Here is a 24,655-nt window from a genome sequence, read left to right as displayed (position 1 = left end):
GCCGTACCGTACAGTATTCCGGCAGGGGCCAGTATACAATTCACCAGCAGAGGTACATATATAACCAATTTGCCGGTGTCGGGGAACATTGGCATACTCTTGCCGGCAGGTACTTACACTATTGAGTTATATGGTTATTTTGAAGGATCGCAGCAGTGCGGCGGGGCTAATTTACATGAGCTCATAGAAGCCGAGGGGACTATTACTCAACCGTCTGTCCCGTAACTTCTTCTCTCAAGATATGCTCGAAAAGGAAGCGTCGCTAGTGCCTCGCAGGCTTTAGCGATGCTTCTTTTTGAAGAGAGTATTAAACGATTGCGGCATTTCACTAAGCCAGCCGCCGATAGGCCAGGTAAGAGTCAACGGCTACAACCTCGACTTGTTTCTCACCCGCACCATGCGCTATGACAAAACGCGAAACGCACCGAAGATGCGGGAACCACTGCGTGCGCCGCGCCATGGCGGATTGTTGAATCCGTTGCGGCAGGTGCTTGGGCTTCCATGGGTCGAAATGTAAGCCAGACTCGTAGGTTGGGGTGCAAACCCTGAGATATCCCCACGTTTTTTGCCCGTTATGCCGGAGAAGTCCTGGGTTTGCATGAAGTTTGTTTCGAAGCCAGTCGTCATTCCGGCGAAGGCCGGAATCCATGCTTCGCACTGGCGATGGATTCCGGCCTTCGCCGGAATGACGGTTCGCTCTGAAACAACAGTGACCTGAACTCCAACTTTTTCGCTTGGACAACGCAAAAAACGTGGGGATATCTCAGGGTGCAAACCCCAACATTGCCACGCACCCATACGCCACGATGTTGGGGTTTTCACCCCAACCTACATATATGAATTCCGGCTTTTGTCCGAATGACGAGTCGCTCTGAAACAGCACCAGCTCAGACATTAAGTACGGCGCATTTCGTCGCACATATCAAAGGCGTTCCACGCACATGCCCCAGGCATTTTTGCGTATGCAGCACCGATTAAATCCGATGGCAATTAGATCGATTCAATTATTTTGCTGTCACGCAGCACCATCATCACAATAATTTCATATCTATCAATCAGATATATTTAGAAAATCTAAATTTGGATCGATGCAAATTTCTGTTGACAGACGCTAATGACTGGCTTATTGATTAGCCCACTCGCGACATTTGACTCACGTTGTCACGAGCATTCGGAGCGATTCAAAAATCGGCATCCGTAAAGACTCTGGGGGAGGCATGGCGAGGCGGTCATCTCGCTTGCAACAGCATTAGTAGTTGGACCCGTTTGTGTATCTCTGAAAAGCAGTGCTGAAGGGGCGTGGCAGCAGCCATCGCCCGCAGGTGGATTTGTGCCCGCAGAAAACTGCGTGGCACTCGACAACAGCTAACACGCCGAAAGGCAGAGGAGACACATGTCCATGAAACATACGAAGGCTCAGCATTCGCCGTGGCGTCGCAAACCGGCGTTGCTGCTTTTGGCTTCGGCGCTTGCATTTGCATGCGGCAGCGCGAACGCCCAAAGCACGGGCTATACCGGCATCTTCGGCGGCGGCCCGATGTACAAGCACGTGGCCAGCAACATCTCGGAGATCGAAAACTCCGGCTTCACCGAAGTCGTGGTCTGGAGTGTCGAGGTCAATTCCGCCGGCGACCTGAACTTCAATGGCGAATTCCCGCTGACATCCGGTGGCACCTACGTCGGCAACAACACCTGGCCGTCGTTCGCTGCCGACCTCGTCACCATGAAACAAGGAACACCCAAGCGCATCACTTTCAGCGTCGGCTCGTCGAACGTCGGTGACTGGCAAGACATCAAGGCCTTGGTCAACGCGCAAGGAACCGGTCCAAGCAGCATCCTCTACAAGGATTTCCAGGCGCTTAAACAGGCCCTGCCCTCCGTCGACGCCGTCGACTTCGATGACGAGAACAGCTACGACTCGGCGTCGACCGTTGCCTTCGCCGTCATGCTCGGCAGCCTTGGCTACCACGTGGAAGTGGATCCGTACACCAACGCTTCCTATTGGACGTCCGTGGTCTCGCAGATCAATAGCCAAAGTCCCGGCACGGTCGACGGGGTACATCTGCAAACCTATTCCGGTGGCTCAGGCAACAGTCCTTGCTCCGGCTGGAATTTCGGCAGCGTGCCGGTTTATCCCGGCGTGTGGGATGCCGACGACACGCCCCCGCAAGCGCAAAGTGCCATAAGCAGCTGGCATTCGCAGTGCGGCATTACTGGCGCCTTCCTGTGGTTGTATGACGACATTGCCGGCAAGACTTACAACGGCCAGAACGAAACGGCCGCATACGCCAGCGCCATCAATGCTGGACTGGGTGGAACGAGCACCACAGGGCCTAGCGTGTATGGCATCTACAGCGATGGCACGACGTTCACCACGGGTGGCCTGGATGGCGACGGTTACGCCTACTCGTCCAACCTGCTCGGCAGCTCGAAGAGCTGGAATGGCAATACTTTCAGCTTTGGTGCCGCCAACACCACCAATGCCTATAGCAGTGGCACCATCAATCTTACGCAAGGCCAGTACAGCGAACTCAACATCCTTGCGACCGGCCTCAATGGCAACCAGCCGTCGCAGACCTTCACGGTCAACTACACCGACGGCAGCAGCACGGTCATCAGTCAAAGCCTGAGCGATTGGTTCACGCCGCAAAGCTACCCTGGCGAATCCGAGGCCGTCACGATGGCGTATCGCGACAGCAGCAGCGGCAGCAAGGACAACCGGACGTTCTACTTGTACGGCTACTCGTTCTCGATCGACAGCACCAAGACCGTCAAGAGCGTGCTGCTGCCGAGCAACCGCAACGTGGCAGTATTGTCTTATGCATTAAGCAATCCGGCCACGAATGCCACGCAGGTCAGTCTTGCATCGTCTTTCAACAAGAGTGCCATCAGCAACGGTGGAACCACCTCCGCTGCCGCCGGCGGCGCCGATGGCAAAGGCGATGCCTATCCGGCGCAGCTGCTGGGATCATCGCTGGAGTTCAATGATGTGCTGTATCGCTTCGGCAAGGCCAATGCTGCCAATGCCGTAAGCGCATCAGGACAGACGATCAACCTGCCATCCGGCCAGTTCTCCGGCCTGCAGTTGCTGGCGGCCGCCGTGAACGGTCACCAGACCTCGCAAACCTTCACGGTCACGTACACCGATGGCACCAAGTCGACCTTTACGCAAAGCCTCAGCGACTGGCTCAGTCCACAGAGCTATGCCGGTGAATTGCAGGCCGCCAAACTACCCGTCGGTGGCCGCAACAGCAGCGCTTCCTATCTCTATAACTACCGATTCAATCTGGACCATACCAAGACGGTTCAGAGCATCCAGCTGCCGAACAATGCCCATGTACAGATCATGGCCATGACGCTGGTGCAGTAACCCGACGACCATGCATGGGGAGCGCCATCAAACGACTCCCCGTGCATGGCAGTCCCTGCCGTTACGAGTTCCCCGGTAATTCACCCTAGAGGTGAACCAGCGAAGGTTTCTTCGCTGGTCTTTTTTTGGGGGCGTTTGCTTTAAATAGCGATATGGATTGGGCGAAGCTGGTCGGACAAGTTGCTAACGCATACAGCAAGTGATCAGCCCCATTTCCTTTGACACGCATCCCGCAAGGCCCAGTGACACCACTGGGCCACTCGACGACCGTCACGCGCTCACTGCATCCGTGTAAGCGTTGCCCTGAAATTGGGCTCCCACGTCTTGCCGCCGTCATCCGAGAACGCTTGTTCAAAATGATGTGACGTCGGCGTGATGTCCGACCAGACCTGTCGAACCAGGATGGTTCGGCCCTTGTAGGTCTCCTGGTCATAAAACTCGCCGAGTCCGTTCTTGAATTCACCGAACATGGGCTTGCCGATGACACCGTCACCGACGGCTGCCGCGTTGAGGCTCCACTGATGCGTGTCTGGGTTGTAGAGAAAAACCAGCATGTCCTCCATGTGACCCGCCGGGCAATCGGCTTCCAGCTCTTCCATTTGGGCACGTCCATCCCAAATCTTGCGCGCCACAATCTTGCCTTGGCACGCAATCCACGTCGTGGAGCCTGTCAGCGGATGCTGGAGCTTTGAGATATCGCTTTTCCAGGTACCCAGATGGAAGTCGAAATCGTGCTGCCCATCATGCGCTGCAGACGTGTCGGCACTCGCCCGAAGCGGTTGCAGGGCAACAATCGCACCGCACATCACTACCAAAGCCAGCGTGCATGCAGCAGACGTTTTGAAAGACATTCGGCACCTCGTGGGAGTAGAGAATCGATGCCATGCTACTGTGGCGTGAACCGCATTCCAGTACCGTATTGAACGGCTAAATCGGACCGATATCAGGGGACTTATGCCACGCAGCTCCCGAGGTGTATTGCTGCCGCCAGTAGCCGGCAACCGTCCACGACGCGCCGATGTCTACCTGGCCCTGCGCGATGCCGTGCTGCAAGGAACGCTTGCAGCCGGCGAGCACATGCCATCCAGCCGCAAGGCGGCGACCGACTATGGCGTGTCACGTGGTTTGATGGAGGAGGTGTATAGCCAGCTGGTAGAGGAAGGTCTGCTGGAGCGCGTCATTGGGCGCGGCACATTCATTGCCCAACGCGCAACGAAGCGAACAGATCCAGCCCGGCATGAGGAAGCCGTGCAGCACGTGTCATCCGTGTCGACACGCGGGCGCAAGCTTGCAGGCAACCTCGCCTGCCGCATCATGCGCGAGTTCAAGCCTTTCAACGCTGGCGTGGCGGACACGACGGCGTTTCCCTGGCAGATATGGCAACGCATCCAGGCGCGCGCAGTGCGTGACCTGCGGCGCGCCGACATGAACTTCACCGACGCGCGCGGTGTTCCGGCGCTGCGCCGCTCGCTCGCACACCATCTTGCGCAACTGCGCGGGATTCGCTGCGTACCGGATCAGGTGATCATCTTCAACAGCATTCAGCAAGCCACGTACCTGCTGGCGCTGCTGCTTACGAACCCAGGTGATGCCGCATGGGTGGAAGATCCCGGCTATCCCGGTGCGCGCGCCGCACTGGAACTTGCTGAGACCACCGTTGTACCTGTACCTGTCGATCAACATGGCTTGCAGGTCGAAGAAGGGCTGCGACGCGCATCGCATGCTCGACTGGCGTGCGTAACACCATCGCACCAGTTCCCCAGCGGCTTCACCATGAGCATGCAGCGCCGTATCGCGCTATTGGAATGGGCGCAGAAACACGATGCCTGGATATTGGAAGACGACTATGACGGCGAGTTCGGCCACGCGCGCCAACCGGCAACACCACTGCATGCGCTTGATCGTCATGCACGCGTGCTTTATCTCGGCACACTCAGCAAATCCATGTTCGTATCGCTGAGACTCGCCTTTGCCGTGGTACCGGAAGCCATGGTCGAACAGCTCGCCAACATCCGCACCCAGCTCGATGCTTTCAGTGCCCCATTGATTCAACTGGCCATGAGCCGATTCATGGATGAAGGCCATTTTTCCACCCATGTACGGCATATGCGCAACGTGTATGCCGAGAAAGCCGCCATCCTGACGGAAGGCCTGAGGCCACTGGCCGACCACGGCTGGACCTGGGAAGAAGGCACGGCAGGCGTGCAAATCCTGTTGCGCCACCCGGATGCGCACGAAGTGCAACGTACGGCAGAGGCCAGCGGACTGGCACTTCATTTATTGAGTTCTTATCGGCATGAACCTGCCGATGGCGATGGTTTACTGCTGCGTTTTGGTGGACTCGGCATGCCTGCTATCCGCGCTGGAGTTGAGCAGCTGGTAGCTGCGGCTTTAGCGGTGCACCGCTAAAGCCCGAACTGAACACACCTCAGATTAATTCAATATTCGTCGTCCCGGAGAAAGCCGGGACCCAGTGGCTTTGGAAACCTAGAAAATCGCCCTCGGCTTTTGCCGCAGGCACAGTGATTCCACCTACACCAGTGAACGTCGTAGGTCCACCCACTGTTTTCATATTAAGATAGATACATGCGCTCGGATAACAGAAAAAAGCTAAAAGAAGCTTTGCACAAAGCTCTTTCTCCCTTGATGAGGGAGAAAGGATTCAAGGCGCACCCGCGTAAAGATGCTTACATACGAGAGCATGAAGGAAGAACAGATGTTTTTCAGCTCGTTTTCTTAGAACATAATTCCGGCTGGCGTGTTCGACCACATGTTGGGGTACGTCATGAACGAGTGGAAAACATTTTCCACCAAACTTCCGGCTTCGAACAGAAATATCAAAAGGATACGAGCACCGTCGGAGCGTCCGTTGAAGCCATTGTTGTCGGAACGAATCGCGCCTACGAGTATATCCTCGAATCATTGTCACAATTGGACGAAGTAGCAAATGAATTGCTTAATTTATATGTAGAGGCCGCAGCTCCGTACTTCGATCGCTAGGCAACACTTAAAAGTATTGATGCTGCAATTAACGAAAAACCATCAGTGAAGGTGTCATATGTTCGGGGTGGCCCTGCTTGGTTTCGCTGCTCTACTGGGATCATTGTAGCCAAACTTGTTGAAAGGCCAAACTATGAAGATCTTGTTTCGTTCCACACAGGCATGATGACGAAGGACAATAAAGGTTTTTATATGAAGCGCTTCGAGGCACTAGCGAATTCGCTTAAGACATTGCCTGTCACATGACCTCAACCATGCCCGTTCGTTTCGATATCTCCCACGGCCTTGTCCGTATTGGTGCTCACATAGTCGCGATGGCTGATATGTCAGCTGTAGATCTCGAAAAGCATGGAGTCACCTTTATTCGTGATTTCGACATGCAAAATGGCTGGCTTCTTAAGCAAGCTTCACCGCTATTTTTGGACGGAAAGAGAATTACTTTGTTGTTCAAATTTAATGATCAAAGTCTCAAGGTCGTAAGTTTTTCGATCAGCCATGAGCTTGAGCAAAATCTTGAAGTTGTCCGAAAAAGTCATGATAAATTTCTTTCGAATGAGCTCGGACCGCCTAACGAAGTGAAATCGCACTGCACAATTTATCGATATCCATGGGGTGAAATAAGCTCAGAGGTCGACGTTCGAAATGAATCATGCTCAATCGTCGTCCGATGGTCCTGATAGATGAGCGATAATCGCTATGCCATACGTCTTGTCGCTCGCAATGAGGGCATCAAGTATGTGGACGATACTGACGTATATCGTTTTCATGTAGAACTCGTCGATCGAGCCTGGAGGCTTTATTTACCTTGCTCCAGAGGAGAACATTATGAGGTGCATGAACTGAATGAAGAGGAAAAAGATCGCATCCTCCCTAGGGTTATTAAGTATCTTGAAAGGATCAAGTATTTCGGCTTTTTACCTCGTAGATATTCCGTTATTGTTGTACGGAACAAGCCAAAAACTTAGTAGCCTTTTGAAAGACGCCTCACCCAAGCACCGACGCCCCGCTTTCACTAGCGTCGTTGGCGGCCTTGGAGCTATAGGCAATGTCACGTCTGATGTACCACCTCAAACCAATAACCCAAGCTCTAACAGTCAAGGCGGTAGTGGTGCTGTATCTTGGCCACGGCACTACTATTCCATCTCCAAGGGACAAATTTCTACTGCATTTGGAGTGGGGTGATGCCATGAGTCTGAAACTTATAGACCCTAAGCGTATGGCTACAAAGTGGTCCAGCTTCGTTTACGCGATGTGGACGTCTCAACTTTTTTTATCTTTGCCATTTTTTTTGTTTTTTTGCGTAGAGCAGCCTAAACGGGGTCCGTTTACATTGCATATAGCGCTCATCGTCGCTGCTATATGCATCGCTGCTGGGATAGCATTTGCGGTTATTATGTGGGTTGTGTTTATCGAGCCGATGCGAAGGGCTAGAGGATTTCGATGATAGCGACACGAGTCAAGGAAAAGGGCTATTGATGTTCGCTTCGTCTGTGAAATAGGGCAGGATTTGAAAATCGGGCGGGAATAGTTAAGTAGCTTTAACCACCTCCGCTTTCCCCTGCTCCGCCGAACCATCTAGCTCCAACGACTCTCGCAACCACACCGCTGGCGGTGCCAGGCACTCAGAATACATGTCCACGATCAAATCAGAAGAAAGTAACACCATCCTACTTTTGGATAAGGTCGCTTCTGCGCGGGCGGGGGATCCTAAAGAAGCCATTGCTGCAGCCATGCTTATCCATAAATTCCCATCAATTGCACAGCGCAAAGGATTGAACTCCGAATACGAATTCTTTTTGAATTTCGGCATGCGGTCGACTGACCCAGAGGTCCTTGTTGCTGCAGGTGAAGCGGTGTTTCAGGGGAAGAGATTGGCGCGCGATACGAGACTTGGCATGCGCTATTTTGCAAAAGCAAACAAAATTTCCCCATTTATGGGGGCGTTTATGATTGCACGATTAGATGTTTTTCAAGACCATCCGATGGCCCGAAAAATGTTAGAGAAAGCAGCGAAGGCAGGGCACATTCCTTCTGCGATGCTATTAGCAAGGCTTAGATACCGAAAAATAAGGAAATATCTATATATTTTTTCGTTGCCAGTTTTCGTTGTGCTTTCAATAAAATGTGGCATGCTTATTACTGCCGGACTAAAAGACAAAAGGAACTTATATATGCGATTTTGGCGCTATAAGGACGCAGGTCTATTGCGACAAAAGGAGCTGGCCAAAGTCATGCCTATAGATAGGGACGCTCCCTTCGAAGATATAGAGGAAGCCTTGTCGGATTGAATAAGTTTTGCCTATCTGACCACACTCTTTCCATATGCGTATACCAGCAACTTCATCTTAAATAATGTCATCAATATGATCACGTTAAGGCAGATTGTTAGATCGAAGCAGTTGACATGGTTGAGCAGGTCCCCGTTGGGCAATATGGTTCTTTCTGGAATTGTATTTGGTCTTCCAATATTTTTTGTCTTCTCCTACAAGAGTTATGTGCAAGGAATACTGTCACCTGATCGCGTCGCCTACCTTTTTTTGCTTGCAGCTCTAGGATCTGTCGTATTGGGAGTCTGCATTTGGATAACGGTTGCCAAGCCAGCAATGGATAGAAAGTCGAAGAGGTAAATCGTCTATCTTCGGAAAAACGGGAGCGAAAGTAGTCAAAAATCCTTGCTTACTACGCTCCTTTTTTTCTCGACCATGCCTGGCGTTGGGATTGGCTTGAACAATAACGTTTACTGCTGAAAGCTTTCCAATCCAAGTATCTCCTGGTCAACTATCGCTTTCGCCGACGATCCCGCCCCTCAACTGCCCATGAATACAATGATCAACGAAGCTGGCCAGTTTGAGATTGTTTACCGATATAAATGGCGCTCCATGCCATTTTTTTGGCTGCCGTTCATTGTGATGCTGACCGCCGTCCTGGCAATGGTGGCCAGCCGACGGACTGGGTGGCAAGATGGCTTGATTATTCTGGCTATAGGGATAGCCTTCGCTCTACTTGCAACGTGGCTCCTTTTCCATAGTCTGGCTGACGTGTGCATTTCAAACAGGGGAATCACTCGCAGAGTGCAGCGATGGACTTGGCAAAGTTTGCAATGGGCTGACGTTGCGCATCTGACCATTACAAGATCCACCAACCTCGAGACCGGCCGTAAGGTGCGTTCTTTTGCACTAAGGGGCTCAAAGGATGCCCCGGTATTTTCACGATTGATTATTTTTCAAGAGCGGCCTGGCGAAATGAACGAATTGTTGGCGCAACTGCAAGCCTGCGTCGCCAAGCATCGCATCAGTGTGCGTGAACTTTAAGACACATCAACAAGTTGAATAAGGAGCGCGGGCAGCATCGGGACCCTCCTATTCCTACGTATGATGCATCTTTGGGTCAACAGTACTGGCCGAATCAAACGTCAAACCCATAGTCGTGAGCAAGGCAAGGTAATCCTGATGAGCAAACTAAGGCGCGTCATAAAGTCGGGACCCGCCACTTGGGCCGCCAGAACCCTGGTAGGAAACATCGCAGTGGGCGAGATTTTTGTAGGGCTTCCGCTTTTTCTTATGTTTGCCTACCTGAGTCAAAAGCAAGGAATTTTGACGGCAGCACGCTGTTTTCAGCTCATAGGTGGATGCGCGATAGGAGGAGTCTTGTATGGCGTAATGATTTGGGCCACGTTGACGCGACCTTTATTAAAAAGTAAGTCCAATAGCAAAAGATGAGCTTCACGGTCGATGGCAATCCTACTCATCACTTCGCTGCCGCTGTCACGCGAACTGTGTAGCAGCCGTTTTCATAACACATGCAACGGCACTCGTCCCTCCCTGGCGGCTCCTGGAGACCACTATCAATTCGCGAAATCAAAACGCAACCTTTCAACTGGTGCCGTGATGACTCATCCAAAATTTCCTACTCGCAAGCACGATGGTTCGTTTTGCGTGGAAGTTGGGCTTCGAATCCACCTGGATGATTCCACGCCGGACATTGCTGCCCGTATCCAATCATGGTTCAACGATGATTGGATAAGTCGAAATAAAACGTGGACTCGTACTTGGGCGTCAGGTCCAAATTTGGCGACAAAGAGAGATGAGGTGCTCAGTTATAGCGATGAATTCCTTGCCATCCCTGAAGTAGAAGAAGCTGGCGCTGAATTGCGCATTCGGCTGTTTGGGGCGAGGACAGCAAGATTTTGGAAAGATTGGCTGGTTTCAAAAATCGCTCCGGACCTTAAAGCGCAATTTCCCCAAGTTGGGGAGCTCTTATACATTCGAGACTGTGATTCAGACACCCAGGGTTCGCCGATGAACTGATAGACGGCTGACCTGGCCGCGGCATCGCCCCATTCTCAGCAGCGAAGCGAATAAGCATCTGCACTTATCGACGTCATCCAATCTCTGTATCAAGTAGGCATTCGCTAACACAGCGAATCATTCGAGCCCGACAGATGCCGAGATGCATTTCATGCGAAGGTGCGGCTGTCGGGCGTGCCCATCCGAAACGATGACTACGACACGCCCGACATGAGAGAAGTAGCGCGGATCGCCTGGGCTGCAACCCAAACGATCCGCTGGCCACAACCAACTAAAGGAGAGTTGACCATGGTTATCCTCGATCATACGGCACCGGCACACTTTCGTGCTCCCACCTTGGTGCATTTCCCCTACTTCTCCGCCGCGCAGGCTGCGCGACGTCGAGCCGAAGTGGGCACTTGTCGAAACGGAAGCAGCTGATTCCGACAAAACAGGCAGGATTTTTCCTGAAGCCCTTCACGCCGCGTGCAATACGCGGCGTGACCTAAGCGTGCGGAGAACACAAATGGAAGACATGCAAGGCGGCCGCTGCGGACCGCAACTCTATCTATTGTCCCGAGACGGCTACGAAACCCTCAAACGTCTTCAAGACATGCTGGATTTGATGGCACACATCACCTACAACGAAGAACATGCTGAGGACTGCGACGCCACGATAACGATTGGCCGCGCGGAGCTTTTCTTTATCTTTCAGGCCGTCAACGTACAGCTTGATGATGTGCTTGACGGTCTAGGTAATGAGAATTGGCTTGGAGTGCGAAGTAAGCCGTTGCAGTAAACGAGCAGGCATTTCCTGATGGGCGCCGAGCCTCCCCGCTCGCCGGGGCGGTATTCCCATCCCAGTCAAGCACACTACAATGCGCGCCCTTTTCTTCTGATACCGGGCGAAGCGGACTTGGACATCGTCGTCAACGAAGAACTCAAGGCTTACATTGATCCTCTGACGCCGGAGGAACACGAGTCGCTGGAGCGCAGCCTTCTTGCAGAAGGCTGCCGCGATGCCCTGGTGTTGTGGGGTAGCGTGTTGGTCGATGGCCACAATCGCTATGGCATTTGCCAGAAGCACGGCCTGCCATTTCAGACGGTGCAAAACCCCCGCTTCCAGTCGATCGAGGACGTACACCTATGGATGATCGACCAGCACCTAGGCCGACGCAGTGTGTCGGATTTCCAGCGTGGCATTCTGGCGCTGCGCAAGCGCGAGATTCTCGCGCAACGATCGGCCACCCAAACCCCGACAGGCCCTGTACCCATCACCGAGCACGAGAGCGAGGCAGACGCCGCCGATACATCCCCCGCCCCGGCCACAGCCCCCGCTGAGCGGCCACCCAGCCGCGAGGCGCTCGCGCGCGAAGCCAAGCTCAGTGGCAATCAAGTGGCCCTGATCGAAAAGATCCAGAAACAGGCAGCGCCTGAGGTCATTGCGGCCGTACGCTCGGGCAAGATCTCCATCAATGCCGCGGCAACGGTGTCGAGCCTGCCGGAAGAGGAACAGAGAGAGGCCGCCTTGGCGGGCAGCAAGGAATTGAAGGAAGTCGCCAAGCGAGTGCGCGATGCCAAGCGCAAACCGCGGGAAGTGGCGGCCAAGGAGCCGGTCACGCCTCCGCTAGAGACAGACGTCGATGAAGCCGTAGATGAACTGACGCAGTTGCGCAGGCAGGTGGCCGAGCTCCAAGAAGAAAACGCAGCGCTGCGCAAGGAGCTGGCGGATTTGCGGGCAGCGTCAACGTGACCTAGCACCGTATGAGCCATCACTTATGCCATTCGCACTCATACGGGCCAAATCCGTGACGCCAATTCCCGGGGTGCCGGTGTAAGCGCCAACATGCATCGATAATTTTTATGGCCGATCGAAAGCGTTATTAGGTATTGTTCGGGCCGACAGACCAAGCGATTCCCGATCACCGGATGACGCCTCAGGGGGCCTTATGTGGGGGTATTACGTTGCATTGGCATGGCGAAGCAGCGCACGAAGCAAGGCTTTGACGGCGCTGGTGATCGCACTGCTGGCTTTCGGCGTGTCGGCCTGCATGGTGTCCTATGCCGTGTTCCGTGCCACAACGAGCGACCCCATCCCCGCCAAGTCTTCCCGGCTTTACGTGCCGCAGATCGACAGTTTTGGCCCCACCATCAACTGGAACGGGAGCGAGCCATCTCCGGTGTTGAGCTATACGGATGCGATCGCGCTGTACCAGGCGCGGAAGGCAAGCCGGCAAACACTGCTCTATCCCGCAACATGGCAAATGGAATCGGATAATCGATTGATTCCGGCCATGCCGCTCAGTGGCGATGCGGTAACCGCCGATTTTTTTCCCATGTTCGATGTGCCTTTTCGTTTTGGCGGCGGGTGGACGCCGACTGACGATACACAGCACGCCAGCGTGGTAGTCATCAGCCGGCGCTTGAACGACAAGCTGTTTGGCGGACAAAACAGCGTTGGGCTGGAGATCCGGCTGGATGGGAAGATTTTTCGCATCGGCGGCGTGCTGGACGACTGGAACCCGAAGCCTCGCTTCTTTGATATCGCCAGCCTTGATATCCCGGGAATCTTCAGTGACACGGGGGATATCTATATACCGTTCACCCGTGCGATCGATATGAAGAAGGGCACCAAATACGATCTCTGCCCTTCGTATTCCACGGACCTTGGCATTTCCGACTGGGATAAATACCTGCGCAGCGAATGTGTATGGATCGATGCCTGGGTGGAGCTTGTGACGCCAAGCGACGTAGAGCGTTACCGTGAATTCCTGCGCAATTATGCCGAGGAACAGCGACGCAACGGTCGCTTTTCATGGGCTCCCAATATACGACTGCGCAACTTGATGGCGTGGATGGCGCACGAACACGTCACGCCCAAGGCATCCAACTTGTCCATGTTGGTGTCTGCCAGCTTTTTGCTGATTGTGATGGTCAACGTCGTCGGGCTCATGCTTGCCCGATTCATGCGGCGCGCACCGGAAATCGGTATACGCCGAGCGCTGGGGGCTTCGCGAGCCGCCGTCTACCGGCAACTCCTGATCGAGGGGGCCGCCTTGGGTTGCGTCGGCGGCATACTCGGCGTGGCGCTGACGCTGCTCGGCCTGCGTGGCGCCGGGGCGCTTTTTGAGCCGAGCATTGCGCGTATCGTGCACGCCGACGCCTCGCTGATCGTACTGACCGTGCTGCTTGCGATGGCCGCCACAGTGATTTCCGCCCTGTACCCGACCTGGCGCGCGGCGAAAATCCAGCCTGCCTGGCAAATCAAGATCAATAGTTGAGGTTACCGTCATGGCACTCATCAGGACATGGATGCAGCTGCGCCCGATCGTCGCTGCGCTGGGCCGACACAAGGTAGCTACCGTGCTCATCGTGCTGCAGGTGGCGTTGACGCTGGCGGTGGCCTCCAACGCACTCTTTATCGTGGCAACGCGCTTTATCCATTTGTCTCGCCCCACTGGCACGGATGAAGCTCATATATTCATCATCCGCAACGAGTGGAAGAATGGTCAGAACGCCGCCCAGATCGACACCAATATTCGCACTGACCTCGCTGCCCTGCGCCAGGTGCCGGGCGTGCGCGACGCGTTTTCCAGCGAGGCTTATCCGCTGGAAGGCGGCGGCGGAATACCGCTGGGACTGAAACTCAAACCGGACCAGAAGACACGCCCGAAACTTTCCATCGCCTACGCTGCCGACGAGCATGCGATCGATACGCTTGGCATTTCGCTAGCTGCCGGGCGCAACTTTCGTCCCGAGGAAATCACCGCCATCGGCCCCTACGACAAGATGTCTCCGCCGGGCATCATCATCACGCGCAGCGCTGCCAACAAGTTGTTTCCCGATGGTTCGGCCCTGGGCAGAACGGTTTACCTGCCCGCTGGGCCTGCCACCATCATCGGCATCCTCGCCAGCCTGCAAGGTTCATATGCTGACAGCTCGGTACGATCCATCGACGAGGATAGCGTGCTGATTCCCGCACGTTATCTCGATCCCGAGGGTGTCGTGTATCTGGTGCGTACCGACGCCACCGCCATGAAACCCGTGATCGCCGCAGCACTGAAAGCGCTACAAGAACGCGGCGCGGTCCGCCTTATCGATCCGAAAGAAGGCGTTATTACCTTGCTCCAGGCGCGCGAACGCGATTATGCGACCGATCGCAGCGTGGCGTTGCTGATGAGCATCCTCAGCGGATTGCTGCTGATGGCTACCGCGGGCGGTATCGTGGGGTTGAGCAGTTTCTGGGTCAGCCAGCGGCGCAAACAGATCGGCATCCGCCGTTCGCTCGGCGCAACAACGGGCGACATTCTGCGCTATTTCCACGCCGAGAATTTCCTGATTGTCGGCGGCGGCATCGTACTCGGGGTGTTGCTTGCGTTCTTGGCGAATCTCGGCCTGATGCATGTCTATGAGTTGCCACGCATGCCTCCTTACGTACTGCCACTTGGTGCGCTGTTGCTGTGGCTGCTCGGTCAGGTGGCCGTGTGGGGGCCGGCGCGATATGCCGCCAAGGTGCCGCCCGTGGTCGCGATTCGCACGGAGTGAAACACGCTTAGAGCATGTTTCGTAGCACCTCACCTTCATTCCAGCGAAGGCCCACTGCTGTCCGGGGAAGTTTCGTAGTACCTCACCGTCATTCCGGCGAAGGCCGGAATCCATCTATATCAATGCGGGGTACAAGTCGATCCAATGAGGATTCTCCTCTTCGATCAGCCGGACTTTCCAGTCTCGTTTCCAGCCCTTGATCGTTTTTTCTCGAAGAATGGCGGATTCCATCGTTTCATGACGTTCAAACCAGACCAGCAGATGGACGTCATATCGGTTTGTAAAGCCGACTGTGACGTCGTTTTTATGCTGCCATATGCGTTGGATCAGGTTGCTGGTAACGCCAACGTACAACGTGCGTCTTCGGCGGCTGGCAAGTATGTAGGTGCAAGGTAATCGCCGGTCCATGGCCAGACTCTACATGGATTCCGGCCTTCGCCGGAATGACGATAAGGCAAGATTGAAGACGATGTTGAGAACAAATCCCTCGCCGCATTCCTTTGCAAAAACCGCCCATAGAAGGACAGTTTTCTGAGCTCGGCAAAATTTTCCACGGACAGCAGTGGGCTTTCGCCGGAATGACGAGCTACGTCTCCTTTAGCGCACTTTGCCAAACCCGCGAAACTGCCGGAGCGCTGCTCTGAAATAACCCGCATCGACATGGGCACCGGAAGCTGCGGTATCAACACGCGCGAGCGCCGGAAGTGCCGTCCACGGCAGTGTTGGATATTGGTGATGCAAACGGTGAAGGTGATGATTCATCAACACGGGGCGCCAGATAGCCGGCGCACGAAAGTTGCGAGCCCGCTGTTGTTCGTCGAGCGTGACATCGTAGTGCGGCAGGTTATCCGCCACTGAGAGCCACACGCCGCGCAGAAACATCGTGATGGCAAGTGCAGGCCACCACGCGCCGTAGAGGTAAAAGGCGCAGCCATGCAACGCCACCGACAACACCCAGTCACGCCGCATACGCATGCACCGTTCCTGATTTCCCGCAAAGCCAACAAACAGACGCTGGATATCCTGGCCTACCGGCTCCTCGCTGCGAAGCTTATGCGCGACAAGCCGGCACACCCAGCTGGTCGGCAGAAAGGTGACCAAGGGCAGCGCAAGTTCCCCCAGATACAGACCACCCAGCAGATGCGCGTAATAGCTGATGCGCGCAAGTACGGGATGCGTCGCGCCATCATGCACGTCCGGTCGATCATGTGCCTCGCGTGTAAAGCGGTGATGCATCAAGTGACCGAAGCGCACGGCGTCGAACGGCAACACAAACGCGATGGCCAATGCCCGCCCCAGCCATTCATTGAGTCGGCGCTGGGGCGATAGCTGCCCATGAATGGATTCATGGATCAGCCCCCAGTGCGTCGGGGTCAGCACCACCAACGGCACCGCCACCCACAGCGCGGACGCGCCCCACTGCCGCAACATGAACGGCCATGCGAAGAGCTGCATTGCCAATGCCGTCGCGACAAGCCCAAGCAGCGCCACATTGGCGCGATAGTCGATGGGAGCACGCCGAGACGTCCGCCGCTCTGCCGCCGTTTGGACGCCATCAACCTCCGCCCCTGCCCGTAGGTACATCTTTTCCCCCTGAGTACAGACTATCGCCGCATAACCTAGCAGCGCCTTTTGACAGCTTAAAGAGTGTGCCTGCGATTCAGGCCAGCCCACCACTGCCGATCCAAGCCTATCCCGGCAACCATCCATGCACGAGACTTCCAAACCCGGGCGCAAATGTTTGCGCCCTGCCCGATCACGCCAAACCATAGTCCTTAACTATGACCCTCGCAGCACGCCGAAACTGGCCGCAGATTTGATCCATGCCAGGGTATCGCACATCCAGCGCACCCAGGTACGCATTCAGAGCATCCAAGTCTGCAACGCTCATACTGGCTTTTACCGCACCACGAAATATTTCCCGACGCTTTTCGTCGATGAAAGGTATTTCAATTTGCGTTGGATCCACATCCTTGCAAGGACTATTACCCTTCAAACACCAACTTGCCTCCCATCCCGAGCCGTCACTGGATTCGAACTCCAGGTCACTGGGCTGGCCTGACCCAGTCAGAACGGGTGAAGCGGCTTCCATCCATAAAACAAGTTTGATGCGCCAGATGTAATGGCGAATCGCAAAGACGGAAGATAGCCAACCGCCGATGTCGGCTTGACCTAGGTATTTTAGATGCAGGAAAAGCGCGGCTGAGAAGGCTCCTCCACAAGAAATGAATGGCCCATTTGGTGTTTCCTCAATGGATGAAATGACACCTTTTTCAGAAAGCCTGCCGCCAGGCCAGCTGCCCGCCGACATGGGAACCCTTCCAACTGTGGCCAACACGTCAGAGTAAAAACCTTCGTAGGGACCAGCCACGTGTTCATCAGGATAGTGCGCCATAAAAGCGCTAACCAGGCACTCGTAGATAGATGTCCAGGATGAACCATCGATTCGAGTCGGTAACTGTGCCAGAAGAAAATGTGTCCAGCTTGTCCACTCCGGGAGGTAGCCAAAACATCCAGGTCCGGAAGCGAGCTCGTAAAGAGGCTGCCTAAGCAAATCCGGAGTCCAATGATCGGGGGGATTCGTCATTAATTCGTTGAACATCCGGCGTTTGGTTCCCATGAACCAAGCCTCGCCCATTGGCTGGTTAGGCGCCCGAAACTGCCTTGTCAGCCGGAGAACAGCATCCACATCCGGCCCACTTCCCGGCATCCAGGAAAAGCCCTTTGTCTTTGACTTCCTGTCGAACATTTCTAATTCCCGCTTACGTAAAATAAACCGGGCCACCCCAAAAAAGCAGCCCGATCTCCTTCACAGTCTACAACTCTCGATCAATGAAACATTGGCGTGTAATACCCGGAAGCGGAGCCTGAATTGCTCACAGTGCCGATAACGGTGTTCGATGAGTTGGCGACCGTTACGCCCGCAGAAATCGACAGCGCAGGCGCAGTGCCACCATTGTAGATAACGTTATCGCCAATGAGCAGGTTTTGGCCGGACGGAATTTGCAGTATCGCAAGCGTGTTGGAGTTTGCACTAAACTGGCTATCCCTCACGATCGTTGTGTTGCCCGAAATCTGCGATGGCGTATTGCAGACAACGTTGGTGAATATGCTGTTCGATCCATTGCTGGAAATGCAATATCCCGATCCACCGGCGCCGGACCCCAGGATTCGGACATTGGAAACTTGCACGCTTCCAACATTGAGCAACATACCTGTTCCATTGTTATTGAACATGCTCACATCGGTAAACCGCACCGGCCCCGAGGCGGAGGTTACCTCGATGCCTGGAGCATTGCTTACATTCGGGTAACCCGGCGTAGGATAAAAGGCATTTTGACCGGCAAATTGAATATCTACATTCGCGACATGACCGGAATCTGCCCCCGAGCCCCCTTCAATCAGCAGTTCCCCTTGCGAATCGTTATTGAGAAAACTGGGCATGCCACCAAGGGTGATGCCCATGGTCGTATCAATACCCCATCCGCCATTCGAAAAGGTTTGAATGCCCGTCATGAACGGCGCGACGCCGCCTGCATTGTGTGAAGTGCTTAAGTAGATGCCATCCGCCTGATTGGCGACGACAAGGATATTGCTCCAGTAACCTTGGGCTGAAAGACCAACGAGGCCGGTATGTACGGCATTATGCGAACTGATGTCCGACAGGATGCCATTGACGGATCCATCGATATAAATGTTGTGGCTGAAGTTGGAAACTTCGAGGTGACTTAGTTCGATGTTGTTGGCTGCATAACCCTGGGCTGCCGGTCCCGTGGCTGTATAGATGCCGAGCGTGCCGTCGGTTGCCGCAGTCGAACCGGCGAAATGAACGCTCATGTTTTTGACTTTGGTGTAGTCGCCCTGAAGAATCAGCGTTGGACTACCTTGCAGCGTCGATTCGATTGTCGTCGCCCCTTCCCCATCGCCCTCCAGCGTTGTTCCATGCGGAAGCGCAAGGATGCCGCTGATGACGTATTGGCCCGCTGGGACATAGATCACGCCGCCGCCAGCGGCACCCGTAGCGGCCAGCGCACTTTTAAATGCAGCAGTATCGTCCGTCTTGCCATCGCCCACCGCCAAATAAGGTGGTGCCGTGATATTGATCGAGGCATAAGACGCCAGCGGCATCGATAACAAAAGAGCGGCGAAGAAATGCTGGCTCCGCTTGGAGAAGAACTTCAAATCAAACTTGCTTGCCATGTCACACTCCTGTGTCCTAGGGAAAGGATGAACTGACAAATGCAAAACACCGCAAGACACGGTATGTCTGCGCTTGCCGATAAAACCCAAAAAAACTCATTACTACGATCGAACAAATTCCCATCTCAGCGTCAGGAACCCTACCCCGCCTATATGACGCTTCCATGGCTAATTTGAAAATTACTGATTGGAAATTGATTCAGCATAACCAGGCCGGACGCTAATCCAATTAGCTGACTTTACCGCCTGAAGCCTGGACCCGTTCAAGAATAAAAGCTGCCAACTCCGGCCTCACGTCTGCGAGCGGAAGAGTGACGAACTGCGATTTGGAAAGCAGGAGCAGCCAGCATGTTTTGAATTGCCATATCTCCGTAATGGCTGACCACGGGATTGATGCTGTACCGGCGCCGGAAGATAGCGACAAAGTGTTATCAGAGCCTCAAGCGTTCCTTGAGGAACGCCCATGGCCCTTAGCTTTTGAACCGCGTTGCGGTAATGGACAGCGTACAGCGCGATTAGGAAGCAGATTCCGAAAACGAAGACGCTACCCAACACCCCCGTGAACCAGGAAGTGTCACCTTCGTGAATTAAATCGACGAGGCCAAAGGCGACCACAGCAAAAGCGATGAGAAGGCGAAAACCAACGACGCGCCACCAGAAGCCGCGCACGGCTTGGCGAAGGAGCGGCTTGTTGTAGTGGAGAGTTGTTCGATGCATTGGCTACGCGTCCTGGCGAATGTTCGTTTCAGGTTGGAATTGAACCGTTATGGACGGATTGATCACCGTCCGCGAAATCCCCTCAATCCAGGTTTGATTGCCTGCCAGAATTCGACCAAACGCTAAGCCCTGATATCGCAAGGCCTATCAAAAAAATTCCTAGGAAAATTGCGCCCGTTAAACCTACGGTTCGATGGTAGCTTTCAGAATGATCGAGACGAAAAACATCGTCATTGAAGTTCAGTGCCGATACTTGAGGATGGTCAACTTCATAGGCAATGGGGACGCGCTGATTTGTTCGGGCGTAGACGAGATTTGGGTCATTCGGACGGTTGCTTGTCCCGAGGTCAGCATAACCATGTATAAGTTGCGATCCTCCGGTTCCAGACGTCGGCGTAAACGTATATTCCACGTTTATGCTGCAAGAGTGTTTGCCGCAGGACCCTGTATAAATACGGACGACATCCGCCATCACCCGTTGACCATTGGTCTGGATTTTGATCTCGGCATGCTCTTGGCTTCGCAGCCAAATTGCCGAAAGGATAAAAAATACTGAACAAAACAGCGCAAAAAATTTTGCAAGAAATGCAAATCGCGACGATGGGCTATTGGGGTCGACATTTGCACCTAAGCGCCTTGCGACAATAACTATTCCCCAGAGGGCGATGCACACAATGCACACGAGTCCAAGCGTGCCGTGCAACAAAATGGCGGAGGCCGATGACGGGTTGCTAAGAATCGGGATACCCCAAATAAATATGGCTGCGAAAATAACGCCAAGTATCCATCCATACCTACTATTAGATTTCCCTGGCTCGTTAAAAGCAGATCCGCTCTGCACTTGCTGGTAGGCAAGCCCTCCGTCCAGTCGATGACCTGACTCAGAGGGAAAACCTGGAGCTGAGCCCGAAAGCGAACCGTGCGGTTCATGCGAGGTTTTTACATAAGCCTTGCCGCAAGAGGGACATTCCCAATCAGGTGCCTGATCCGTTGGTTTTCTTTCGTAACCACAAGCTTCACATATGGTTCCCATCTCCCCTTCCCCTGTTTCGATTGAATTGCTCTGATTGGGATTTTCCGCTTTTAAAGATGACGATTTTAAATTACTGAGCCGGATCAGTAACGCCCTGCCTCTGTGCGTGCGGCGCACGGGCGTTCGGGTCGCGCTGATTCGGGTACCCGATAGGTTGACCAACGAATGGGTTCCAACCTTTGGCGGCCAGTGCGGCCCAAGCGGTCGCGCCCAGGTGCGGGTCATGGTAGTAGAAAAAATCATCGTAGGTGGAGGTAGGGCCGATCGCAAAGGAGGTGGTGATGCGCTGCTGCGGCGTCGCGTACAGCATGCCGTTGGCACCTCGCTGCGCACGGATCGCCAACCAAAGGCTGTCCGGCACCGGCTTGCCGCTGGCCTGCAACGCGGCCGCGACCTGGCTGGTGCCTTCGGTCCACATGCCGTCGGGCTGGCGCTCAAAGCCGTAGCCGTCACCGCTGCGATGGTTGGCATCGACAAAGGCCCATACCGAATTCCATGCCGGCGGATACAGCTGGAAAGCAAGCAGCGGCCAGATTTCTTGATCCAGCCCGGACTTGTGGCGCTCAATGGTCTTGCCATCCTCGCCGGTGCCGACGAAGAAGCGCTGCTGGCGACCGTCCCACATCGCTGTGACGAAGGCGCGTGCGATCTGCGCCTGCCGCGCTATCGCGGGGTCGGCACGTTCGCGATTGGCCCAGGTCGCAGCGGCGTAGATGTCGATGTGATGCTCTGTCGACTTCCAGTGCTGAACGATCTGTTTGTTGTCATAGCCAAACACGCCGCCTTCGTAGCCTGCGGGTACTACGGAGTTGGCGGTGTGCGCGGCAATCCATTTCAACTGCACCACCGCACCGTCGAGGTAACGCGTGTCGTGCGTGTTGTCGTAGACCGTCAACAGCAGCAATGCAGCCCAGGCCAGGTTCCCCGAGGCACTGCCGGTCTGGTATGGGTCCTGGCTCCAATAGTTGCCCTGCTTTTGCCAATAGCCGGGCAACACCACCTTGTCGTTCTGCACCGCGCCGCTTCGATAGGCATTGCGCAGGCGCCCATCCTTGTAAGTCACATCGCTGGCCGGCGCCAACAGCAAGGCATCCGCGATACGGCGTGCCTGCTCGGGCGCACCGCAAGCACTGAGCGCGATGCCAGCCAAAGCGTTGTCGTAGACAAAGCCCACGTTCTGCAAGGCCCGTGCGGCAGGGGCGTCGCCTTGCATGTCGGGATAGCTAGGCAGGATCATCGGGCCATTGCCGGGAATCGCCGTAGCAGCCTGCTTCAGGGCGCTGCAGGTTTCCTCAGCTAGTTGTCGGTGTGGTGCGTCGTTAGCGGCGGCTTGCTCGGTGTACGCTACACCGAGTGCCATGCTGATCGCGGCGAGCGCGAGCCATCGCTTCAACATTGGTTTTCCTTATCTCTTTGGTGACAGATAGTGATTCAGCTTGGGCTTCCAGTCATTTGCGGCGCGTGTGAAAGGTGGGGCTAACTTGGGCCACATCTGATTTAACGGATGCCTAAAAGCAAGGACAATCCTCGCACGGAGGTGCTCGATGAAAAAGCACCAAAGGGTTAGCGCGAAGCGAGCCGCGCGGTGACGTCGGCAAAACGCACAAGGAGCCGGAACCTGCAATGAAAATCCAATCCGTTCGCATCAAGAACTTCCGCACGTTGAAAGACGTGACGATCCCCTTTGATTCCGTCACGACATTCATTGGACCGAACGGTGCCGGCAAGTCCACTGTGCTTCGTGCGCTCGACTGGTACTTTAACGGCAAGCTTGGTTCGCTGACAGAAAAGGACTGCTCCTTTGGGGCGACTGATGAAGACATCGAGGTTCAGGTCACATTCGCTGATCTCACCGAAAAGGATCGAAATGAGCTTGGCAAGTACGCTCCAGTAGGAGTCACGACCTTCACCGCGTGGAAGCGTCGCGGCCAAGATGGGTCTGAAAGCCTATCTGCAAACTCGAAGAGCTACGCGCCATTCAACGCCATCCGCGGCAAAGGATCGGCTGCCGATAAGAAGGCTGCTTACAACGATCTACGGACCTCAGATTCGTCGCTTGGTCTCCCCACCTGGAGCAATGTCGATGCCGTCAATCAAGCAATGACGACCTGGGAGGCGGCCCATACCGACAAGCTAGTCGAAGCTCCGGAGTCCTTGCAGACCAACTTCTTCGGCTTCAACAGTGGCGGTAAGATGAGTGGCCTTTTTGACTATGTGCTGGTCACTGCCGATCTTCGAGCGAGCGAGGAGTCGATAGACGGGAAGTCAAGCATCATCGGTCGGATTCTTGAGCGTTCAGTTGACCGTGCTGCTGCTGATGAGGAGATCGCGAAGATCGTCGAGGAGTCGCGCGTGAGACAACAGAAAGTCTACGAGGAGAAATTCGAGGCGCAGCTCAAGACCATGACGACACAACTCAACGAGGTCGTCACATCCTACTCTCCCGGCAGGGCAGTCACGATTACTCCTGCCGAAGTACAACTCAAGGCACCTCGCACGACCTTCGATGTAGCCGTGTTGGATGGCACAACCGAGACCGCTGTGGAGCGACAGGGGCATGGCTTTCAGCGCACGCTTCTGATTTCGGCTCTCCAGCTCTTGGCGCAGTCGGGAGCAGCTTCAGCAGAGGGCGTCATCTGTCTGGCGATCGAAGAACCGGAACTCTTTCAGCACCCGATTCAAGCTCAGACCTTCGCGAAGGTGCTCCGATCACTCGCCGAGGACGCAAGCAAGCGCATCCAAGTGACTTATGCGACCCATAGTCCCTATTTTCTTGAAGCACGACATTTCGACCAAGTCAGAAGGCTGACAAGGTCGTCTGGCGCGACGCCTACGGTTACTGTCCACCTCGCCACGGCTGCTGATGTGAAGACTAAGCTAAATGGGATACTGAGTGCCGATACAGTTGATCGCCAGCTCGATGCCATCGTGGCGAATCAGCTTGCTGTAGCGCTCTTCGCGCATCGCGCTTTCCTGGTGGAGGGCACAACAGAGTCCTCAGTGTTTTACGGCATTGGTGACAAGACCTCTCTCGGCTCGCTTGAAGCAGCTGGCGTATCCATCGTTCCGGTAGGAGGCAAGACATCCATACCACTTGCACACGCGATCCTGTCGTTGATTGGCATTCCGGTCTATGCGCTCTTCGATGCGGATGGCGGGTTTGAAGCGCGTGCTAAGGCTGCTGGGAAGTCGCAAGACAAGATTAATGTAGAGCGGCACAGCCATGTAGCATCAAATCGCATAGCCTTGAGGTACTTCGGTCGAACCGAAGAAGATTTTCCCTCTGCCATCGTTGCTGACAAGGTTGCGATCTTTGAGGATAACCTTGAAGCGTTTCTCTCCGCGAACTGGACCGAATGGACAACGTCCTGTAACAACGTCGAGACTGCTGCAGGTATCAGTCTCTCGAAGAATCAACTCGCGTACCGGACCGCAACACTCAAGGCAGAAGGTGCGGTACCAGAAGTGCTCCTGCAGATATTGGCCAAAGCGGAGGGTAAATAG

21 protein-coding genes are annotated in these 24,655 nt (G+C 54.7%); 13 read left to right on the top strand and 8 right to left on the bottom strand.

Features of this window, described 5'->3' with window-relative positions; all coding sequences use genetic code 11:
- Positions 1–295 precede the first annotated feature (295 nt).
- A complete protein-coding gene (locus IEX75_RS15765; protein WP_188795318.1) occupies positions 296–517 on the top strand; it encodes a hypothetical protein in 222 nt (73 codons plus the stop codon).
- Between the two features lie 882 nt (positions 518–1,399).
- Positions 1,400–3,370: a hypothetical protein gene (locus IEX75_RS15760; protein WP_188795316.1), complete on the top strand. Its 1,971-nt coding sequence runs from the start codon at positions 1,400–1,402 to the stop codon at positions 3,368–3,370.
- Between the two features lie 278 nt (positions 3,371–3,648).
- Here the strand turns inward: IEX75_RS15760 and IEX75_RS15755 are convergent, their stop codons facing one another.
- Positions 3,649–4,221, bottom strand: coding sequence for a hypothetical protein (locus IEX75_RS15755; RefSeq protein ID WP_229720868.1), 573 nt, complete (start codon positions 4,219–4,221; stop codon positions 3,649–3,651).
- A gap of 103 nt (positions 4,222–4,324) precedes the next feature.
- Here IEX75_RS15755 and pdxR point away from each other — a divergent pair, with 103 nt between their 5' ends.
- From pdxR to IEX75_RS15705, 10 genes are all read left to right on the top strand, one after another.
- Positions 4,325–5,779, top strand: coding sequence for a MocR-like pyridoxine biosynthesis transcription factor PdxR (gene pdxR / locus IEX75_RS15750; protein WP_188795314.1), 1,455 nt, complete (start codon positions 4,325–4,327; stop codon positions 5,777–5,779).
- 177 nt (positions 5,780–5,956) lie between these two features.
- Positions 5,957–6,370 (top strand): hypothetical protein, encoded by a 414-nt coding sequence (locus IEX75_RS15745; protein ID WP_188795312.1) that lies wholly within the window; start codon positions 5,957–5,959, stop codon positions 6,368–6,370.
- 254 nt (positions 6,371–6,624) lie between these two features.
- Positions 6,625–7,047 (top strand): hypothetical protein, encoded by a 423-nt coding sequence (locus tag IEX75_RS15740; RefSeq protein WP_188795310.1) that lies wholly within the window; start codon positions 6,625–6,627, stop codon positions 7,045–7,047.
- A gap of 954 nt (positions 7,048–8,001) precedes the next feature.
- Positions 8,002–8,658 carry an SEL1-like repeat protein gene (locus IEX75_RS15735; protein ID WP_188795308.1) on the top strand — a complete coding sequence of 219 codons (657 nt, stop codon included), beginning with the start codon at positions 8,002–8,004 and terminating at the stop codon, positions 8,656–8,658.
- A gap of 528 nt (positions 8,659–9,186) precedes the next feature.
- Positions 9,187–9,681 (top strand): hypothetical protein, encoded by a 495-nt coding sequence (locus tag IEX75_RS15730; protein WP_188795306.1) that lies wholly within the window; start codon positions 9,187–9,189, stop codon positions 9,679–9,681.
- Positions 9,682–10,101: 420 nt separating this feature from the next.
- A complete protein-coding gene (locus IEX75_RS15725) occupies positions 10,102–10,677 on the top strand; it encodes a hypothetical protein (RefSeq protein WP_188795304.1) in 576 nt (191 codons plus the stop codon).
- Positions 10,678–11,182: 505 nt separating this feature from the next.
- Positions 11,183–11,455 (top strand): XAC0095 family protein, encoded by a 273-nt coding sequence (locus IEX75_RS15720; protein WP_188795302.1) that lies wholly within the window; start codon positions 11,183–11,185, stop codon positions 11,453–11,455.
- A 117-nt stretch (positions 11,456–11,572) separates the two neighbouring features.
- Entirely contained in the window at positions 11,573–12,409 is an 837-nt protein-coding gene (locus IEX75_RS15715) for a ParB N-terminal domain-containing protein (protein ID WP_188795300.1), read from the top strand.
- Positions 12,410–12,605: 196 nt separating this feature from the next.
- Positions 12,606–13,937 carry an ABC transporter permease gene (locus tag IEX75_RS15710; protein ID WP_188795297.1) on the top strand — a complete coding sequence of 444 codons (1,332 nt, stop codon included), beginning with the start codon at positions 12,606–12,608 and terminating at the stop codon, positions 13,935–13,937.
- A gap of 10 nt (positions 13,938–13,947) precedes the next feature.
- Positions 13,948–15,201, top strand: coding sequence for an ABC transporter permease (locus tag IEX75_RS15705; RefSeq protein ID WP_229720867.1), 1,254 nt, complete (start codon positions 13,948–13,950; stop codon positions 15,199–15,201).
- Positions 15,202–15,315: 114 nt separating this feature from the next.
- On the opposite strand, the gene IEX75_RS15700 is transcribed toward IEX75_RS15705, so the two are convergent.
- From IEX75_RS15700 to IEX75_RS15670, 7 genes are all read right to left on the bottom strand, one after another.
- Positions 15,316–15,609: a GIY-YIG nuclease family protein gene (locus IEX75_RS15700; protein WP_188795295.1), complete on the bottom strand. Its 294-nt coding sequence runs from the start codon at positions 15,607–15,609 to the stop codon at positions 15,316–15,318.
- 189 nt (positions 15,610–15,798) lie between these two features.
- Complete coding sequence (locus IEX75_RS15695) at positions 15,799–16,785, bottom strand: fatty acid desaturase family protein (protein WP_229720866.1); 987 nt, start codon at positions 16,783–16,785, stop codon at positions 15,799–15,801.
- Between the two features lie 172 nt (positions 16,786–16,957).
- Complete coding sequence (locus IEX75_RS15690) at positions 16,958–17,950, bottom strand: hypothetical protein (protein ID WP_188795293.1); 993 nt, start codon at positions 17,948–17,950, stop codon at positions 16,958–16,960.
- 80 nt (positions 17,951–18,030) lie between these two features.
- Positions 18,031–19,401, bottom strand: coding sequence for a glycosyl hydrolase family 28-related protein (locus tag IEX75_RS15685; RefSeq protein WP_188795291.1), 1,371 nt, complete (start codon positions 19,399–19,401; stop codon positions 18,031–18,033).
- Between the two features lie 229 nt (positions 19,402–19,630).
- Positions 19,631–19,825, bottom strand: coding sequence for a YcxB family protein (locus IEX75_RS24215; RefSeq protein ID WP_229720865.1), 195 nt, complete (start codon positions 19,823–19,825; stop codon positions 19,631–19,633).
- 375 nt (positions 19,826–20,200) lie between these two features.
- A complete protein-coding gene (locus tag IEX75_RS15675) occupies positions 20,201–21,268 on the bottom strand; it encodes a hypothetical protein (RefSeq protein WP_188795289.1) in 1,068 nt (355 codons plus the stop codon).
- On the bottom strand, positions 21,222–22,547 hold the full coding sequence (locus IEX75_RS15670; RefSeq protein WP_188795287.1) for a hypothetical protein: 1,326 nt from the start codon (positions 22,545–22,547) through the stop codon (positions 21,222–21,224). The genes IEX75_RS15675 and IEX75_RS15670 overlap by 47 nt, the downstream gene beginning before the upstream one ends.
- A gap of 227 nt (positions 22,548–22,774) precedes the next feature.
- On the opposite strand from IEX75_RS15670, the gene IEX75_RS15665 reads away from it, so the two are divergent.
- Complete coding sequence (locus tag IEX75_RS15665) at positions 22,775–24,655, top strand: ATP-dependent nuclease (protein WP_188795285.1); 1,881 nt, start codon at positions 22,775–22,777, stop codon at positions 24,653–24,655.

The sequence above is a fragment of the Dyella nitratireducens genome (genome assembly GCF_014642835.1).
Taxonomy (GTDB): domain Bacteria; phylum Pseudomonadota; class Gammaproteobacteria; order Xanthomonadales; family Rhodanobacteraceae; genus Dyella_B; species Dyella_B nitratireducens.
The sequence above is the reverse complement of the archived record's forward strand: the minus strand, read 5'-3'. Positions and strand labels throughout refer to the sequence as shown.

Excerpts from the sequence above, each read along its gene's own strand:
- IEX75_RS15720 (WP_188795302.1), top strand. The coding sequence starts at position 11,183 with ATGGAAGACATGCAAGGCGGCCGCTGCGGACCGCAACTCTATCTATTG.
- IEX75_RS15710 (WP_188795297.1), top strand. The coding sequence starts at position 12,606 with ATGTGGGGGTATTACGTTGCATTGGCATGGCGAAGCAGCGCACGAAGC.
- IEX75_RS15730 (WP_188795306.1), top strand. The coding sequence starts at position 9,187 with ATGAATACAATGATCAACGAAGCTGGCCAGTTTGAGATTGTTTACCGA.
- IEX75_RS15755 (WP_229720868.1), bottom strand. The coding sequence starts at position 4,221 with ATGTCTTTCAAAACGTCTGCTGCATGCACGCTGGCTTTGGTAGTGATG.
- IEX75_RS15685 (WP_188795291.1), bottom strand. The coding sequence starts at position 19,401 with ATGGCAAGCAAGTTTGATTTGAAGTTCTTCTCCAAGCGGAGCCAGCAT.
- IEX75_RS15745 (WP_188795312.1), top strand. The coding sequence starts at position 5,957 with ATGCGCTCGGATAACAGAAAAAAGCTAAAAGAAGCTTTGCACAAAGCT.
- pdxR (WP_188795314.1), top strand. The coding sequence starts at position 4,325 with ATGCCACGCAGCTCCCGAGGTGTATTGCTGCCGCCAGTAGCCGGCAAC.
- IEX75_RS15700 (WP_188795295.1), bottom strand. The coding sequence starts at position 15,609 with ATGGACCGGCGATTACCTTGCACCTACATACTTGCCAGCCGCCGAAGA.
- IEX75_RS15670 (WP_188795287.1), bottom strand. The coding sequence starts at position 22,547 with ATGTTGAAGCGATGGCTCGCGCTCGCCGCGATCAGCATGGCACTCGGT.
- IEX75_RS15740 (WP_188795310.1), top strand. The coding sequence starts at position 6,625 with ATGCCCGTTCGTTTCGATATCTCCCACGGCCTTGTCCGTATTGGTGCT.
- IEX75_RS15760 (WP_188795316.1), top strand. The coding sequence starts at position 1,400 with ATGAAACATACGAAGGCTCAGCATTCGCCGTGGCGTCGCAAACCGGCG.
- IEX75_RS15725 (WP_188795304.1), top strand. The coding sequence starts at position 10,102 with ATGGCAATCCTACTCATCACTTCGCTGCCGCTGTCACGCGAACTGTGT.
- IEX75_RS15705 (WP_229720867.1), top strand. The coding sequence starts at position 13,948 with ATGGCACTCATCAGGACATGGATGCAGCTGCGCCCGATCGTCGCTGCG.
- IEX75_RS15735 (WP_188795308.1), top strand. The coding sequence starts at position 8,002 with ATGTCCACGATCAAATCAGAAGAAAGTAACACCATCCTACTTTTGGAT.
- IEX75_RS15695 (WP_229720866.1), bottom strand. The coding sequence starts at position 16,785 with ATGTACCTACGGGCAGGGGCGGAGGTTGATGGCGTCCAAACGGCGGCA.
- IEX75_RS15665 (WP_188795285.1), top strand. The coding sequence starts at position 22,775 with ATGAAAATCCAATCCGTTCGCATCAAGAACTTCCGCACGTTGAAAGAC.
- IEX75_RS15690 (WP_188795293.1), bottom strand. The coding sequence starts at position 17,950 with ATGTTCGACAGGAAGTCAAAGACAAAGGGCTTTTCCTGGATGCCGGGA.